This is a genomic window from Streptomyces sp. CMB-StM0423, assembly GCF_002847285.1.
Lineage (GTDB): Bacteria > Actinomycetota > Actinomycetes > Streptomycetales > Streptomycetaceae > Streptomyces.
Genome location: NZ_CP025407.1, coordinates 2,702,998 through 2,717,444, shown reverse-complemented (window position 1 = coordinate 2,717,444; position 14,447 = coordinate 2,702,998). Strand labels below are relative to the sequence as shown.

The 14,447-nt window shown below is 74.4% G+C and carries 15 protein-coding genes; 10 read left to right on the top strand and 5 right to left on the bottom strand.

Annotated elements, in window-relative coordinates:
* The first annotated feature begins 1 nt into the window (after position 1).
* Positions 2-742, top strand: coding sequence for a TIGR00730 family Rossman fold protein (locus CXR04_RS11495; protein WP_101421746.1), 741 nt, complete (start codon positions 2-4; stop codon positions 740-742).
* Positions 743-793: 51 nt separating this feature from the next.
* Here the strand turns inward: CXR04_RS11495 and folP are convergent, their stop codons facing one another.
* Complete coding sequence (gene folP / locus CXR04_RS11490) at positions 794-1,654, bottom strand: dihydropteroate synthase (RefSeq protein WP_101421745.1); 861 nt, start codon at positions 1,652-1,654, stop codon at positions 794-796.
* A gap of 239 nt (positions 1,655-1,893) precedes the next feature.
* On the opposite strand from folP, the gene CXR04_RS36650 reads away from it, so the two are divergent.
* Both CXR04_RS36650 and CXR04_RS11480 read left to right on the top strand, forming a co-directional pair.
* A complete protein-coding gene (locus tag CXR04_RS36650) occupies positions 1,894-2,472 on the top strand; it encodes a DivIVA domain-containing protein (protein ID WP_101421744.1) in 579 nt (192 codons plus the stop codon).
* Positions 2,469-3,050, top strand: a complete 582-nt coding sequence (locus tag CXR04_RS11480) for a DNA-3-methyladenine glycosylase I (RefSeq protein ID WP_101421743.1) — start codon at positions 2,469-2,471, stop codon at positions 3,048-3,050. Before CXR04_RS36650 ends, CXR04_RS11480 begins: the two co-directional genes overlap by 4 nt.
* Before the next feature lie 49 nt (positions 3,051-3,099).
* Here CXR04_RS11480 and CXR04_RS11475 read toward each other — a convergent pair whose 3' ends face one another.
* Complete coding sequence (locus CXR04_RS11475) at positions 3,100-3,903, bottom strand: enoyl-CoA hydratase-related protein (RefSeq protein WP_101421742.1); 804 nt, start codon at positions 3,901-3,903, stop codon at positions 3,100-3,102.
* Positions 3,904-4,244: 341 nt separating this feature from the next.
* Between CXR04_RS11475 and CXR04_RS11470 the strand changes: the two genes are divergently transcribed.
* A complete protein-coding gene (locus CXR04_RS11470; RefSeq protein WP_018834979.1) occupies positions 4,245-4,412 on the top strand; it encodes a DUF3117 domain-containing protein in 168 nt (55 codons plus the stop codon).
* Positions 4,413-4,588: 176 nt separating this feature from the next.
* Here the strand turns inward: CXR04_RS11470 and CXR04_RS11465 are convergent, their stop codons facing one another.
* Positions 4,589-5,221, bottom strand: a complete 633-nt coding sequence (locus tag CXR04_RS11465; RefSeq protein ID WP_234380177.1) for an O-methyltransferase — start codon at positions 5,219-5,221, stop codon at positions 4,589-4,591.
* A 297-nt stretch (positions 5,222-5,518) separates the two neighbouring features.
* Here CXR04_RS11465 and sigE point away from each other — a divergent pair, with 297 nt between their 5' ends.
* The 5 genes from sigE to CXR04_RS11440 all read left to right on the top strand — a co-directional run bounded on the left by sigE (position 5,519) and on the right by CXR04_RS11440 (position 11,710).
* On the top strand, positions 5,519-6,319 hold the full coding sequence (gene sigE, locus CXR04_RS11460) for an RNA polymerase sigma factor SigE (protein ID WP_199850442.1): 801 nt from the start codon (positions 5,519-5,521) through the stop codon (positions 6,317-6,319).
* On the top strand, positions 6,316-7,131 hold the full coding sequence (locus CXR04_RS11455; RefSeq protein ID WP_101421740.1) for an anti-sigma factor family protein: 816 nt from the start codon (positions 6,316-6,318) through the stop codon (positions 7,129-7,131). The genes sigE and CXR04_RS11455 overlap by 4 nt, the downstream gene beginning before the upstream one ends.
* A 1,136-nt stretch (positions 7,132-8,267) precedes the next feature.
* Complete coding sequence (locus CXR04_RS35740) at positions 8,268-10,265, top strand: trypsin-like peptidase domain-containing protein (RefSeq protein ID WP_442802450.1); 1,998 nt, start codon at positions 8,268-8,270, stop codon at positions 10,263-10,265.
* A 156-nt stretch (positions 10,266-10,421) separates the two neighbouring features.
* A complete protein-coding gene (locus CXR04_RS11445; RefSeq protein ID WP_101421738.1) occupies positions 10,422-10,898 on the top strand; it encodes a sec-independent translocase in 477 nt (158 codons plus the stop codon).
* 164 nt (positions 10,899-11,062) lie between these two features.
* A complete protein-coding gene (locus tag CXR04_RS11440) occupies positions 11,063-11,710 on the top strand; it encodes a hypothetical protein (protein WP_101421737.1) in 648 nt (215 codons plus the stop codon).
* Positions 11,711-11,818: 108 nt separating this feature from the next.
* On the opposite strand, the gene CXR04_RS11435 is transcribed toward CXR04_RS11440, so the two are convergent.
* Complete coding sequence (locus CXR04_RS11435) at positions 11,819-12,955, bottom strand: Mrp/NBP35 family ATP-binding protein (protein WP_101421736.1); 1,137 nt, start codon at positions 12,953-12,955, stop codon at positions 11,819-11,821.
* Positions 12,956-13,050: 95 nt separating this feature from the next.
* On the opposite strand from CXR04_RS11435, the gene CXR04_RS11430 reads away from it, so the two are divergent.
* Positions 13,051-13,770, top strand: a complete 720-nt coding sequence (locus tag CXR04_RS11430) for a hypothetical protein (RefSeq protein ID WP_101421735.1) — start codon at positions 13,051-13,053, stop codon at positions 13,768-13,770.
* Between the two features lie 133 nt (positions 13,771-13,903).
* Here the strand turns inward: CXR04_RS11430 and CXR04_RS11425 are convergent, their stop codons facing one another.
* The gene (locus CXR04_RS11425; protein ID WP_101421734.1) at positions 13,904-14,422 is read right to left on the bottom strand and encodes a hypothetical protein; all 519 of its coding nucleotides are present in this window, start codon (positions 14,420-14,422) and stop codon (positions 13,904-13,906) included.
* Positions 14,423-14,447 lie beyond the last annotated feature (25 nt).

The window sequence follows — 14,447 nt, the reverse complement described above, 5'->3', positions numbered from 1 at the left end:
CGTGGCGAACCGCGAGGAGTTCCAGGAGCAGCGGCTCGGCCCCGTCATCCGCCGCCGCAGCCGCATCCAGCGCGGGACGATGGACCAGCACCTGCTGGACACCCGGGAGCGCGCCGCGGAGTACGTGCACGAGGACCCGTGGCGGGTGCTGCGGATGCAGGCGGAGTTCGTCGAGGGGTTCGGTGCGCTCGCCGAGGTGGGGCCCGCGATCAGCGTCTTCGGCTCGGCCCGTACGGCGCCCGGGAGCGCCGAGTACGCGCGTGGCGTCGCGATCGGCAAGGGGCTGGTGGACGCCGGCTTCGGAGTGATCACCGGCGGCGGGCCCGGGGTGATGGAGGCGGCGAACAAGGGCGCGCTGGAGGCCGGCGGACTGTCCGTGGGGCTGGGCATCGAGCTGCCCTTCGAGCAGGGGCTCAACAGGTACGTCGACCTCGGCGTGAACTTCCGCTACTTCTTCGTGCGCAAGACGTGTTTCGTGAAGTACTCCCAGGGGTTCGTGGTGCTGCCGGGCGGCTTCGGCACGATGGACGAGCTGTTCGAGGCGCTGACCCTGGTGCAGACGAAGAAGGTCACCCGGTTCCCGATCGTCCTCTTCGGCAGCGAGTACTGGGGCGGGCTCGTCGACTGGCTGCGCAAGACCGTCGTGGACGGCGGCAAGGCGGCGGAGCGGGACCTCGACCTGTTCCACATCACGGACGACGTGTCCGAGGCCGTGGGGCTGGTCACCAAGGAGACGCCGTAGGTCCGGTACCGGGCCGGTAGGCGAGCCCGCGGCGGCCCCGTACGGAACCCGCTAGGCGAGCCCGCGGCGCGCGACCGCGGGCGGGCGGTGGCCCGCGATGGCGGCCACCATGTCCAGCACCTGCCGGGTCTCGGCCACCTCGTGCACCCGGTACACCTGCGCCCCCAGCCAGGCCGAGACCGCGGTGGTGGCGAGCGTGCCGACCAGCCGCTCCTTGACCGGCCTGTCCAGCGTCTCGCCGACGAAGTCCTTGTTCGACAGCGAGACCAGCACCGGCCAGCCCGCCGCCGTCATCTCGCCGAGCCGGCGGGTGGCCTCCAGCGAGTGCCGGGTGTTCTTGCCGAAGTCGTGCCCGGGGTCGATCAGGATGCCGTCGCGGCGTACGCCCAGCGCCACGGCCCGCTCCGCGAGCCCCAGGGTGACCCGCAGGATGTCGGCCATCACGTCGTCGTACGCGACGCGGTGCGGCCGGGTGCGCGGCTGCACGCCGCCGGCGTGGGTGCACACGAGCCCCGCGCCGTGCCGCGCGGCGACCTCGGCGACCAGCGGGTCGACGCCGCCCCAGGCGTCGTTGAGCAGGTCCGCGCCGGCCGCGCAGGCGGCCTCGGCGACCTCGTGCCGCCAGGTGTCGACGCTGATCACGACGTCCGGGTGGCGGCGGCGCACCTCGGCGATGAAGCCCGCCGTGCGGCGCACCTCCTCCGCCGCCGACACCTCCTCGCCGGGGCCGGCCTTCACCCCGCCGACGTCGATGATCGCCGCGCCCTCGGCGACGGCCTGCTCGACGCGGGCGAGCGCGGGCTCGTCGCGGAACGTGGCGCCCTGGTCGTAGAAGGAGTCCGGGGTCCTGTTGACGATCGCCATGATCACCGGCTCGTGCGCGGCGAAAGTGCGCGACCCCAGTCGCAGCATGCTGCCTCCTCTGACGCCCTCCGGGGCGGCGGCCCCGGGCTCCTGCCCGCGACCTTAGCCCGCGGGCGCGGCGGGGCGGGGTGCGGCGGGCGGGGCACCGGAGCTGTGCCGGTGCGGTGCCGGTGCGGTCCGTGCGCCGGGCCGCGGGGGCTGTCACAGGGCCCGGCTATGGTGGGGCGCAGCCACCCGGCGTACCGGGCGCGGCCATCCGGCGCCCCGGCTGTCCACGGGGAGACATCGTGTTCTGGTTCATGCTCATCGCCATGGTCGCGGTCGTCGCCGCGGTCACCGTCGTGCTGGCGGGTAACGGCGAGGAGGAGCTCACCGAGCCGCTGCCGGACCGGCTCCACGACCCGCTGCCGCCCGACCGCCCGCTCGGCCGCGCCGACATCGACGCGCTGCGGCTGCCGGTTGCGCTGCGGGGGTACCGCATGGACGACGTGGACGACGCGCTGGACCGCGTCGCCGCGGAGCTGGCGGAGCGGGACGCGCGCATCGCGGAGCTGGAGGCGGCCCTGGCGGGCGCGCACGCGGCGGCGTACCGCGGGGGACGGCCCGGCGGCCAGGGGTACGAGGACGCGCCGCCGGGGCCGGCCTTCGGGGGTGCGGGCGGGGTCGCGGCCCCGGAGGGCCGGAGCAACGGCGGTATGGACCTGGGCACCTGGGACCTGGGCGGGCGCGGCAACGGCGGTGCGGACCGGGTGGAACGGGACCCGGGCGGCCTGAGCAACGGCGGCACGGACCTGAGCGGCCGGGATCCGCGCGGCCCGGACCCCGGCGGTGCGGAGCCGCGCGACGGCCTGGACGGCCGGGCATGAGCGCCGAGGGCGGGGCCGTGGCCGGGCCCGACGGGCTGCTGCGCTGCCCCTGGGGGCTGTCCGCCGAGGACTACGTCGCGTACCACGACGAGGAGTGGGGCCGGCCCGTACACGGCGACGACGCGCTCTTCGAGCGGCTGTCGCTGGAGGCGTTCCAGTCCGGGCTGTCCTGGCTGACGATCCTGCGCCGCCGCGCGGGCTTCCGTGCCGCCTTCGCCGGCTTCGAGATCGCCGCGGTGGCGGAGTTCGGCCCCGGGGACGAACAGCGGCTGCTCGCCGACCCCGGCATCATCCGCAACCGGCTGAAGGTGCAGGCCACGATCGCCAACGCCAAGACCCTCGCCGCCTGGACCCCCGGCGAACTCGACGCCCTGATCTGGTCGTACGCGCCGGACCCCGCCGGCCGCCCCGCGCCGCGCACGCTCGCGGACGTACCGGCCGTCACCCCGGAGTCGAAGGCGCTGGCCAAGGAGCTGAAGCGGCGCGGCGTGCGGTTCGTCGGCCCCACGACGGCGTACGCGCTGATGCAGGCGTGCGGCCTCGTCGACGACCACCTCGCGGACTGCCACGCGCGGTAGCTCGAAGGGCGGCTCACGGCGGCGGGGGCGCCCCCGCCGCCGTACCGGATCAGCGGCCCGTGAAGCGCGGCTCCTCCTTCGCCACGAACGCCTCCACCGCGATCCTGTGGTCCTCCGAGGCGCCCGCGCGGGACTGCAGCTCCGCCTCCTTCGCCAGCGTCTCCGCGAGCCCGTGGCCCGCCCCGTACGCCAGCGACTCCTTGATCGCCGCGTACGCCCCCGTCGGCCCCGCCGCGAGCCGGCGGGCCACCGCCGCCGCCTCGGCGGCCAGGTCCGCCGCCGGTACGACGAGGTTCGCGATGCCCAGCGCCAGCGCCTCGGCCGCCGGGATCCGGCGCGGGAAGAGCAGCAGGTCGGCGGCGCGGCCGTGGCCGACGAGGCGGGGGAGGGTCCAGGAGACGCCGGAGTCCGCGGTCAGCGCGACGCCCGCGAAGGAGGTGTTGAACGACGCGGTGTCGGCCACCACCCGGTAGTCCGCCGCGAACGCGAAGCCCGCGCCGGCCCCCGCGGCGACCCCGTTGACGCCCGCGACCACCGGCTTCGGCATCCCGGCGAGCGCGGCGGCGATGGGGTTGTAGTGCTCGGTGACGGTGTCCATCGCGTGGTCCGTACGCTGCGCGGCGCGGGCCGCGGCGAGGGTGCCGATGTGCTCCTTGAGGTCCTGCCCCACGCAGAACGCCCGCCCGGCGCCGGTGAGCAGCACGGCCCGTACGGCGTCGTCCGCCGCGGCCTCCCGCAGGGTGTCGCGCAGGGCGTTCTTGGCCTCGGTGTCGAGGGCGTTCATCGCGTCCGGGCGGTTGAGGGTGACGGTCGCGAGCCCGTCGGCGACCTCGTACAGCACGGTGTCCGCCATGTTCTTCCCTTCGCTACGCCCCAGGGTCACCGGGGCTCTGCCGCGTCTCGTCCGGTGCCGTCAGCATGGCGGAGATCACTGCTCCGCGACATGTGACGTGCGTCAAATGGAAACGCGGCGCGCCCCGGCCGGGAAGGGCGCAGTATCGCATCCCTCTGGCGGGAATTGGGAGGTTTTGCGGTCGCACGTCGTCGAGAGTATGCGGACCGATGTTGGTCATCAGGACCGGCAATGCGGGATAATGGGCGAGAAGCACTGTGTTCGATGCCGGTGGCGACGAGCCTGTCCACGGGCCGTCGAAGCTTCTCAACGAAGAGCTGGTTTCAGGAAGGGGAACGAGCATGGCGGCCATGAAGCCGCGGACGGGCGACGGCCCGCTCGAGGTGACCAAGGAGGGGCGGGGCATCGTCATGCGCGTTCCGCTCGAAGGCGGCGGGCGGCTCGTCGTCGAGCTGACCCCCGATGAAGCCGACGCGCTCGGCGACGCCCTGAAGAAGGTCGTCAGCTAGTCGGACCGAGGTCCGGAAGAACCCTGTATGCGCCCCGGCCACGCGGTGGCCGGGGCGGATCGTCCTTCAGGACCCGGATCCCCTCCCGCGGGGGGCACCGGCAGGACCGGTGCCGTCCGGGCACTCTGCCCGTACGCCCGTGACATCCGTCACGTCCGGCGGGTCCGTCGCGCCCGTCACACCTCGCGCTTGACGGCGCACAGCAGCCCGTCCCCCACCGGCAGCAGCGCGGGCATCAGCTCCCGGCTCTCCTTCACCGCGCGCAGCAACTCGCGCACCTTCTGCACCTCGTCGGGCTGGGCCGCCGAGTCAACCGTGCGCCCGTCCGCGAAGACGCCCTCGAAGCACACGACGCCGCCGGGCCGCAGCAGGCGCAACGATTCGCCGAGATACTCCAGGCACTCCAGCGGGTCGCCGTCGCAGAACACCATGTCGTACGAGCCGTCCGCCAGCCGCGGCAGCACGTCCAGCGCCCGGCCGACGATGATCCGCGCCCGGTTCGCGGCGAACCCCGCCGCCCGGAACGCCTGGCGCGCGAACTGCTGCCGCTCCGGTTCCGGGTCCACGGTCGTCAGCACCCCGCCGGCGCGCATGCCCTGCAGCAGGTGGATGCCGGAGACCCCGGTGCCGGTGCCGATCTCGACCACCGCCTTGGCGCCCGCTGTGGCCGCCAGCAGCCGCAGCGCGGCCCCGGCACCCGCGGACACCTGGCGCAGCCCCGCCTCCAGGGCCCGCTGCCGGGCCCAGTGCAGCGCCGCCGTCGCGGAGCCCTGCGCACGCGTCGCAGCCGCCGGGTCGCCCGGGGTCACCCCGGCCCGGCCGCTGTCGGCGTCCGCGGCACCGTCCGTGCCGTACGCCTCCGCGAACGACCAGCTCGCCAGCCGGTTGCCGGTAATCGCCTTCTCCTGTTCCCCGTTGGCACCTGCACCTGCATCCGTCGCAAGCGTGACTGTATCCGCTGCCCCTGGGAACCTGCTGGCCGGACCGTGCGTTGGGGGAGACGGAAGTGATACGGACGAGGTAAGGATGCCGGCGGGGATGGTTCCGCTGAATGCGGGAAAATACCGGTCGGATGAGCTTATCCGGAGCTAACGGGCGAGGTGGATATGGTAGGGGGCCTACTGGACACCACCAGAGCCACCAGGGGAGGTGCGGCCGCGTCCGGCGAAGGGGGCACCCTTCGGCGATTCCGCCGAGGGTCCCGGGCACCGGATGAGCCGAAATCCGTGACCGACAATGCTGACGACCGCAGCCACGCCACCGACACCGTGACCGTTGCCGGATTCTCCGCGTTCCCGGCCGATGACGCGTCGTCCAAGGGGTGGACTCCGCCTTCGTGGGAGGAGATCGTCAGCACCCACAGCGGTCGCGTCTACCGTCTTGCCTATCGCCTCACCGGGAACCGGCACGACGCCGAGGACCTCACGCAAGAGGTCTTCATCCGCGTCTTCCGGTCGCTGTCGACGTACACCCCGGGGACGTTCGAGGGCTGGCTGCACCGCATCACCACGAATCTCTTCCTCGACCAGGTGCGGCGCAAGCAGCGCATCCGGTTCGACGCGCTCGGGGACGACGCCGCCGAGCGGCTGCCGAGCCGTGAGCCGTCGCCGCAGCAGCACTTCAACGACACGCACTTCGACGCGGACGTCCAGCAGGCGCTGGACACCCTCGCGCCCGAGTTCCGGGCAGCGGTGGTGCTGTGCGACATCGAGGGCCTGTCGTACGAGGAGATCGCCGCCACCCTGGGCGTCAAGCTGGGCACGGTCCGCAGCCGGATCCACCGCGGCCGTTCCCACCTGCGCAAGGCGCTCAAGCACCGCTCCCCGGAGGCGAGGGCCGAGCAGCGCTCGCTCGCCGGGGCGGGGCAGGGCGCCTACGGCCCGGACGAGGAGGGCGGAACGCTGTGAGCAGCGTGGGCGGGCTGTCGCCCGCCGAGCAGCACCTGGGCGAGGCGCTGGCGGCGCTGGTCGACGGGGAGCTGCCCCACGACTCGCGGGACCGCGTGCTCGCGCATCTGGCGACGTGTCCCCGGTGCAAGGCAGAGGCCGACGAGCAGCGTCGGCTCAAGAGCGTGTTCTCCGCCGCCGCCCCGCCGGCGCCCTCGGACGGGCTGCTGGCCCGGCTGGAGAACCTGCCGGGTGTCGACCTCGACGACGCCGCCCGCCGGTCGCCCTTCGCGGGCGGAGCCGGCGGCAACGCGCGTCCGGGCGGCAGGGCCGGAGGCGCCCGCCCGGCCAGGACCGGCGGCTTCGGCGGCGGCATCCTCGGCGGCGCCGTGCTCGACGGCGGCCCCGGGTTCCCGATCCACGAGGCCGAGCGGCCCTCCGTCGCCCGCGGGCGGCGCTTCGCGTTCGCCGCCGCAGGCGCTGTCTCCTTCGCCGCCCTCGCCCTCGGCGGCGCGCTGCCCATCGAGTCGGCCGTCGACCCCTCGGGCGGCTCCCCGGCGGTCACCCCCGGGGACCGCGGCGAGCCCGCGCGCTACTCGTACGACCCCCAGCTCTCCACCTCCGGCGGTGCGCAGGACGCCGGTCCGGTCCAGCCGTACAGCACGCAGAGCGGCTCGCTGCAGATGGCCGCCTCCGCGACGGCGGCCACGACCGCGACGCCGCAGCCGCCGCTGCTCTCCGTCTTCGCGGTGACCGAGCCGCCGGCGTCCGCGCCGCCCGCGTCCGGGCCGCAGACCGCACTGAGCGGGATGAACACCCCGTCGCCGCAGTGACCGCCCGCGGGGGACGGCGGGACGTCGGCCCCGGGGCGATGCGCGCGACCGCATGCACCTGATTGAATCGCTAGGGCCTGCCCGGCGGGTGAGCAACAACTGCGGGCCGCGACGGTCCGCGCCCAGTCGCATGCGGAACGTGTGGGGAGAACATGGACCAGGGGAAGCCGAGTTGGTGGAGGCAGGAGCCCGGCGAGCCTCCGCGCGAGGCCGAGTCGGACACCGCCGGACCGCCCACCGACTCCGACACCTACGCGCAACCGGCGCCCCCGCCGGCCGACGCGGGCCCACCACCGGGATACGACCCGGAGGTGGACCAGTTGCGTCGGGTCCGGGAGGCGTTGCGGGAGTGGCGCGACGGGGAGGACGACTACCACCGGGACCGGAGCCGCTCCTCTGCGGGGAGCGCGGCGGACGGCGGTGCTGCGGACGCGGGTGCTCGTACGGGTGGCACGGCGGATGCCTCGATGCCCCCGGCGGCGGGTGTGGAGACTCCGGCCGACGGCTCGGCGATCACCGCGGGGGGCGGCGGTATGCCAGCCCAGGACGCAGGTGCGGACAGCGCGGTGGAGCAGGGTGCGGACGGGCGGGACGTGACGGCGACGAGCGGGCAGCCGGCTCCGGGGAGCGGCGCTCCTGCGGGCACGGGGACGGACGCCGCGTCGGTGCCGGAGCGGGCAGAGGCTGCCGGGGCGAGTGAGCCGGGTGGCACGCCGCGCGCGGACGACGCGGCCGTTGCGAGCGCGGACGCTGCCGCCGACTCGGTCACGGCCGCGGATCTTCCCGCTGCGCGGGTCGCGGAGACCGGCGGGCCGGACGCGGGCGCGCTCCCGACGCGCCCCCGGGCGGGCGATACGCCGGGCCCGGCGGCAGCCGCGGACCGGGCCCCGGAGACCGATGGTCCGGGCACGGAACCGGGTGCGCTCCCGGCCGGGACCGGGACCGCCGATGCGGAAAGCACGGCGGCGGAGCCCTCTTCGTCCGCTGTGGGGCAGGACCGGGACGGTGCCGCGGCGGACGCCGGGGGCTCGGGGGAACGGCCCTGGGAGGTCGGCGTGCGGCCGTACCCGGGTGCTTCGGAGACCGGGGCCGGCGGCTCGTCGGGCGGCAGGGACATACCCGCCGCGGTGTCCGCCGTGGCGGGCGCCCGCGCAGGCAGAGCCGCCCTGCCGGAGCACGACGAACGGGACACCCCCGGGACACCGCCGGAGCCCGCAGACGCCCCGCAGAGCGCCGCGGAGCCCCCGCGGCCGGCCACCACCCCGGCCGGTGACCGCGTGGCCGCCTCCGGCCGGGAGGACCCCGCGAAGACACCGGACGACGCCGCGGCGCCGGCGGGCTCCGCCGGGCGGTCCGACGACACTGCCGCGTTGCGGACGGGCACTCCCGAGTGGTCCGGCGACGCGGACGGCTTCGGCCCCGCGCCTTCGGACGCATCGCACCGCGAGGTGGCCGACCGGCCGCCCGCCGCTGCCGCCGGGCCACGCGAGGGCGTAGAGGACGACGACACCACACAGCTCGCCGTCATCTCCGACTCCGACGCCGGGCCCTCCGGGGATGTCCCGGGCCCGCGGCGGTCTCCGGCCGACGCGCCCGTGCCACCCGCCGCCGCGGCGGCCGGTGGCGCCGCACCCGCCGGAACCCGCCACCCGGGCCCGCAGGGCGGCCACCCCGGCCACCCCGGTGCGCCCGGCGGCCCCGGGCCGCAGCCCCGGCCCCGCGCACCGTACGGGCCCGGCGCCCAGGCCCCCGTACCCGGCGCGACACCGCCCGGCGGCGTACCCCCGGGCGAGTACGGCCCGCAGGGCTCCGGGCGGCCCCCCGGCGCCCACCCGCCCACGGCGTCCGGCATGCCGGGACCCGGCGGCGCCCCCGGGTTCGAAGGGCCCGGGCGGCCCCCCGGCGGGCCCGGCGCGCCCGCACCGTTCGGCGCCTACCCGCAGGGCGGTCAGTGGCAGCGCTACGACCCCTGGGCGCCCGCGCACGCGGCACACGCGCCCGAGCGGCGCAAGGGGCGCATGGCGACCCTCGTCGGCGCGCTCGTCATCGCGCTCGTCGCCGGCGGCATCGGCGGCGCCATCGGCAGCTACATCGAGCGCAACGGCACCCCCGGCCAGCTCGAACTCGACCAGTCCTCCGCTGCCGACGACGACGGCGGCAAGCGCCCGCCCGGCAGCGTCGCCGGGATCGCCAGGTCCGCGCTGCCCGGGGTCGTGACGCTGCGCGTGAGCGGCGTCGCCGAGCAGAGCACCGGCACCGGCTTCGTCCTCGACAAGCGCGGGCACATCCTCACCAACAACCACGTCGTGCAGCCCGCCGAGGAGGGCGGCGACATAACGGTGACGTTCAGCGGCGGCGAGTCCAAGTCCGCCGAGGTCGTCGGCGGCGACGCCGGTTACGACCTGGCCGTCGTACGCGTCAAGGGTGTTTCGGGGCTGAAGCCGCTGCCCCTCGGCAACTCCCGCTCCGTCGCCGTCGGCGACCCCGTCGTCGCCATCGGCGCCCCGTACGACCTGCCCAACACCGTCACCTCCGGGATCATCAGCGCCAAGGAGCGCCCCATCACCGCGGGCGGCGAGCAGGGCGACGGCAGCGACATCTCGTACGTCAACGCCCTGCAGACCGACGCCCCCATCAACCCCGGCAACTCCGGCGGCCCGCTGCTCGACCTCGAAGGCCGCGTGATCGGCATCAACAGCGCCATCCGCGCCGCCGACAACGGCAGCGGCGAGCCGCAGACCGAGCAGGGCGGCAGCATCGGCCTGGGCTTCGCCATACCGGTCAACAAGGGCAAGGACGTCGCCGAGGAGCTGATCAACACCGGCAAGGCCACGCACCCCGTCATCGGCGTGACGCTCAACATGCAGTACACCGGCGACGGCGCCCAGGTCGGCACCTCCGCGGAGGAAGGCGGCACCGAGCCGGTCACCCCGGGCGGCCCCGCCGACAGCGCGGGCATCGAGCCGGGGGACGTCATCACCGGCGTCGACGGCGAAGCCGTGCACAACGGCGAGGAGTTGATCGTCAAGATCCGCAGCCGCAGCCCCGGCGAGGACCTGAGCCTGACCGTCGAGCGCGACGGCGAGGAGCTGACCGTCGACGTCACCCTCGGCGAGGGCGACTCCTCCGACTGACCCTGCCAAACGACCCCAAACACCCGCATCGGCCGCGGTGGACCAGTCCACCGCGGCCGATGCGGTACTCCCGGGGAGGCGGGGTCGCCAGGTACCGTGAGAGTCGCCCGGACCTGCCGGCAGCGGGCCGACGGACAGGACAGCAAGGAGTGCCAGGTGTTCTTCGACATAGGACCCCTCGAGCTGATCGCTCTCATCATCCTGGCCACGATCGTCTTCGGCCCCGACAAGCTGCCCAAGGTCATCCAGGACACCATGCGGTTCATCCGCAAGGTCCGGGAGTTCTCCGACACGGCCAAGGAGGACATCCGCAAGGAGCTGGGCCCGGAGTTCAAGGACTTCGAGTTCGAGGACCTGAACCCGAAGAACTTCGCCAAGAAGCACCTCCTCGACAACGACGACCTGGGTCTGAAGGAGATCCGCAACGGCTTCGACCTCAAGAAGGAGGTCGCCGAGGTCGGCGAGGCGGCGCGCACCGTGGGGGACATCGACGATGACGGTGCCGCGGGCGGCAAGCGGCTGAGCCTGACGAAGGACAGCGGCGGCGGCAAGGACGCCAAGAGTGACGCCGCAGGTGAGGCCAAGGGCACGGCCACCGCCGAGCGCCCGCCGTACGACGCGGACGCCACCTGATCGGCTCACATATCAGACCACCTGCCTGTCCTAGCGTATGCAGGTGGATATCCTCCCGTGTGTCTGGGTGAGCGCCCGGCATGCGGTGTGCCAGGCGGGGCGTGCGCCCCGGCGGGGGGCGACCGCCGACTGACAGGTCCAGGCCATGAGGAGGCACCACGCTGATGGAGATGACGAGCGAGGCGGAGCCCGGGGGGACGGTTCAGGAGTCCGAGCCACGCCTGGTGGACAGTTTTCTGCGGGCGTCCTTCCCCTGGTACGGGCTGGACGACGCGTTTTCGGGCCCGCGCTGGCTGCAGTCGACCGGGGGCGGCGACGGCGCGGTCGACCACGGCACGGTGGGCCACGGGGACATGCCCTCGTACCTCGCCGAGGCCGGGATGCGCGAGCACCGCTTCGCGGTGGTCGTGACCGTCGCGAGCCGCCCCGTGCGGCGCAGCGCGGACGGCACCGGGGTGCTGGAGGCGACGTCCGTGTCGTCCGCGGCCTGGCTGGCGGGCTCCGGGCTGCTGTCGTGCACCTGGCCGACGCAGATGGAGCGCCAGATCCGCGAGGAGTGGCTGGACCAGCAGACGTCGGTGGCCTGGGAGCTGGCCGACGACCTGGAGGGGTCCGGCTGGTCGGCGCTGTCGCTGCCGGTCGACGGTGAGGGGACGCAGTTCCACTACCGCGAGTCGGAGTTCGGCTGGGTGCTGGCGGGGACGACGCAGAACCAGGTGCACCTGGGTGCGTACGGCCGCGGCATGAGCGCCTACGGGCTCGCGTTCTCGGTGATCAAGGACATCACCACGTACGAAGACCGCCGCGGATAGCTTCCCGCGGCGGTCCGGGGCGCGGATCGCCTACGAACCGCGCCCCCCTGCTCCGTAGTGCCGGGGGCGTACGCCCCTGCCCGCGCCCGGCGGCCCGGGGCGTACCCCTCAGAACTTGTTGCGCGGCGTGACGCCCAGCGACATCCCCGCGAGCCCCCGCGGCCGCCCGCCGAGCTGCGCCGCGATGTCGCGCAGCGCCGCGCCGGCCAGGGACTCCGGGTCGGTGAGGACGACCGGCTTGCCCTCGTCGCCGCCGGCCCGCAGCGTCACGTCGATCGGGATGGCGCCCAGGACCGGCACCTCCGCGCCCGTCGTGCGCGTCAGCCCCTCGGCGACCTGCTTGCCGCCGCCGGTGCCGAAGACGTCGACCATCTCGCCGCAGTGCGGGCACGGCAGGCCCGACATGTTCTCCACCACGCCGACGATCTTCTGGTGCGTCTGCACGGCGATCGCCCCGGCCCGCTCGGCGACCTCTGCCGCGGCCTGCTGCGGCGTGGTGACGACGAGGATCTCGGCGTTCGGCATCAACTGCGCGACGGAGATCGCGATGTCGCCGGTGCCCGGGGGCAGGTCGAGGAGCAGCACGTCGAGGTCGCCCCAGAAGACGTCCGCGAGGAACTGCTGGAGCGCGCGGTGCAGCATCGGGCCGCGCCAGACGACCGGCGCGTTGCCCGGCGTGAACATCCCGATGGAGATGACCTTCACGTCGTGCGCCGTCGGGGGCATGATCATGTCCTCGACCTGGGTGGGCACCGCGTCCGTGCCGAGCATGCGGGGTACGGAGTGGCCGTAGATGTCGGCGTCGACGACCCCGACCTTCAGCCCGTCCGCGGCCATCGCCGCCGCCAGGTTGACCGTCACGGACGACTTGCCGACGCCGCCCTTGCCGGACGCCACCGCGTACACCCGGGTCAGCGAGCCGGGCTGGGCGAAGGGGATCTCGCGCTCCGCCTTGCCGTTGCGCAGCGACGCGGCGAGCGCCTTGCGCTGCTCGTCGCTCATCACGTCCAACTCGACCGTGACGGACGTCACACCCGCGACCTTCTCGACCGCGTCGGTGACCCGCGAGGTGATCGTGTCCCGCATCGGACAGCCGGCGATGGTGAGGAAGACCCCGACGGCCACCGAGCCGTCTGTCCCGATCTCGACCGACTTGACCATGCCGAGATCGGTGATCGGCCGGTGGATCTCCGGGTCGTTCACCATCGCGAGCGCGGCGCGCACCGCCTCTTCTGTGACAGCCATGCCACAAGCGTACGGCCGAGGGCTACGGGCGGGGAAAGCCAGGGCCCCGGGCGCCCGGTACGCTGCCGCACGTGATGAGGAGATCGGCGTTCCGGATGGTGGCGTTCGCCGTCTCCGCGACCGTTCTGGCGGGCTGTGCCGAGGACGGTCCGGAGGCCGGCGAGAACGGCGTCGGGAAGCTCTCTCCCGAGAGCATCAGGGCCAAGGCGGAGAAGGCCGCGGCGGGCGCGAGTTCGGTGCGGCTGGCGGGCACGCTGGTGAGCAACGACCAGCCGGTGAAGCTCGACATGAGGTTGTCGGCGGCCGGCGGGATAGGCGAAGTGTCCACGGGCGGCATGACGTTCTCGCTGCTGCGCGCGGAGGAGGACCTCTTCCTGAAGGCCGGCGACGAGTTCTGGCTGCACCAGGACGACGGCGAGGACTCCGACGGCAAGCCGTCGGAGTCCGATAGGGCGGCGGCGCGGAAGCTCGACGGCAAGTACGTGAAGGTGCCGCCGGAGGACACCGCGTACAAGCAGCTCAGCGGCTTCACGGAGATGAAGGTGCTGCTCGACGGGCTGCTGAAGCTCGACGGCGAGCTGGCCGCGGAAAAGAACGGCGAGGTCGACGGCTTCACGACGATCCGGGTGACGGCCGACGAAGGCGCGGGCGGGGCGCTGGAGGTGGCCCTGGAGGGGCGGCCGTACCCGCTGCTGCTGGAGCGCGCGGGGGACGCGGGCGAGCTGCGACTCCTGAACTGGGACGAGGAGTTCGAGGTCAACGCCCCGCGCAAGGAAGAGGTCGTGGACTACGGGCAGCAGATCTCGGCGAGCTGAACAGGCTCCGCTTGCACGGGGCTTGAGGCTGTCGTTACGAGTCCCGCCGCGCGCCGGGTACGAACGGCACTCCGGTGGTTCCCGCCCTACGCCCCCTTCGTGCCCTACGCCCCCTTCGTGCCCTGCGCCCCCTTCAGCCGCGCCGCCGCCGGAACAGCAGCCGCGGCAGCGCCGCCGGTGCCGGCCGGCGCGTCGTCGCCGGGGTCGCCGGCGGCGGGGCGGCCAGCGAACCGGACGGCAGCCCGTCCCCGGCGACCGCCGCCCCGCCCCGCGTCAGCCGCAGCACCCGGCTCTCCCGGGCCCAGCGCTCCGCGACGTGGTCGGCGTCCACCGCGTTGAGCCGCTTGCCCTTCAGCTCCGCCACGGCCGCCCGCCACGCCTCGCTCTCCGGCGCCAGCTCGGCCACCCGCGCCGGCCACGCGACCAGCCGCCCGCCCTTGTCCTTGCTGCGCGCGTGCACGGTCACCAGCGCCCCGTCGGCGAGCCCGAGCCCGTCGAGCGGCTGCTCGGCAGGACCGTCGCCGACGAGGACGACGCCGCCGTCGTGCCAGACGTGCCACAGCGCGCGCTGTGTGCCGTCGGGGCCCTCGATCCACACGAGCCCGGACTTCCTGGCGGCCTCTTCTGCGAGGGCGGCTGCGATCGGCTCCATGGCGCACGAGCGTAGCCGCCGGGCC

Bases quoted from the DNA above. Each gene is read 5' to 3' on its own strand.
- CXR04_RS11440 (WP_101421737.1), top strand. From the start codon at position 11,063: ATGGAGATGACGAGCGAGGCGGAGCCCGGGGGGACGGTTCAGGAGTCC.
- folP (WP_101421745.1), bottom strand. From the start codon at position 1,654: ATGCTGCGACTGGGGTCGCGCACTTTCGCCGCGCACGAGCCGGTGATC.
- CXR04_RS11425 (WP_101421734.1), bottom strand. From the start codon at position 14,422: ATGGAGCCGATCGCAGCCGCCCTCGCAGAAGAGGCCGCCAGGAAGTCC.
- CXR04_RS11480 (WP_101421743.1), top strand. From the start codon at position 2,469: ATGAGCGCCGAGGGCGGGGCCGTGGCCGGGCCCGACGGGCTGCTGCGC.
- sigE (WP_199850442.1), top strand. From the start codon at position 5,519: ATGGTAGGGGGCCTACTGGACACCACCAGAGCCACCAGGGGAGGTGCG.
- CXR04_RS11470 (WP_018834979.1), top strand. From the start codon at position 4,245: ATGGCGGCCATGAAGCCGCGGACGGGCGACGGCCCGCTCGAGGTGACC.
- CXR04_RS11435 (WP_101421736.1), bottom strand. From the start codon at position 12,955: ATGGCTGTCACAGAAGAGGCGGTGCGCGCCGCGCTCGCGATGGTGAAC.
- CXR04_RS11475 (WP_101421742.1), bottom strand. From the start codon at position 3,903: ATGGCGGACACCGTGCTGTACGAGGTCGCCGACGGGCTCGCGACCGTC.
- CXR04_RS11430 (WP_101421735.1), top strand. From the start codon at position 13,051: ATGGTGGCGTTCGCCGTCTCCGCGACCGTTCTGGCGGGCTGTGCCGAG.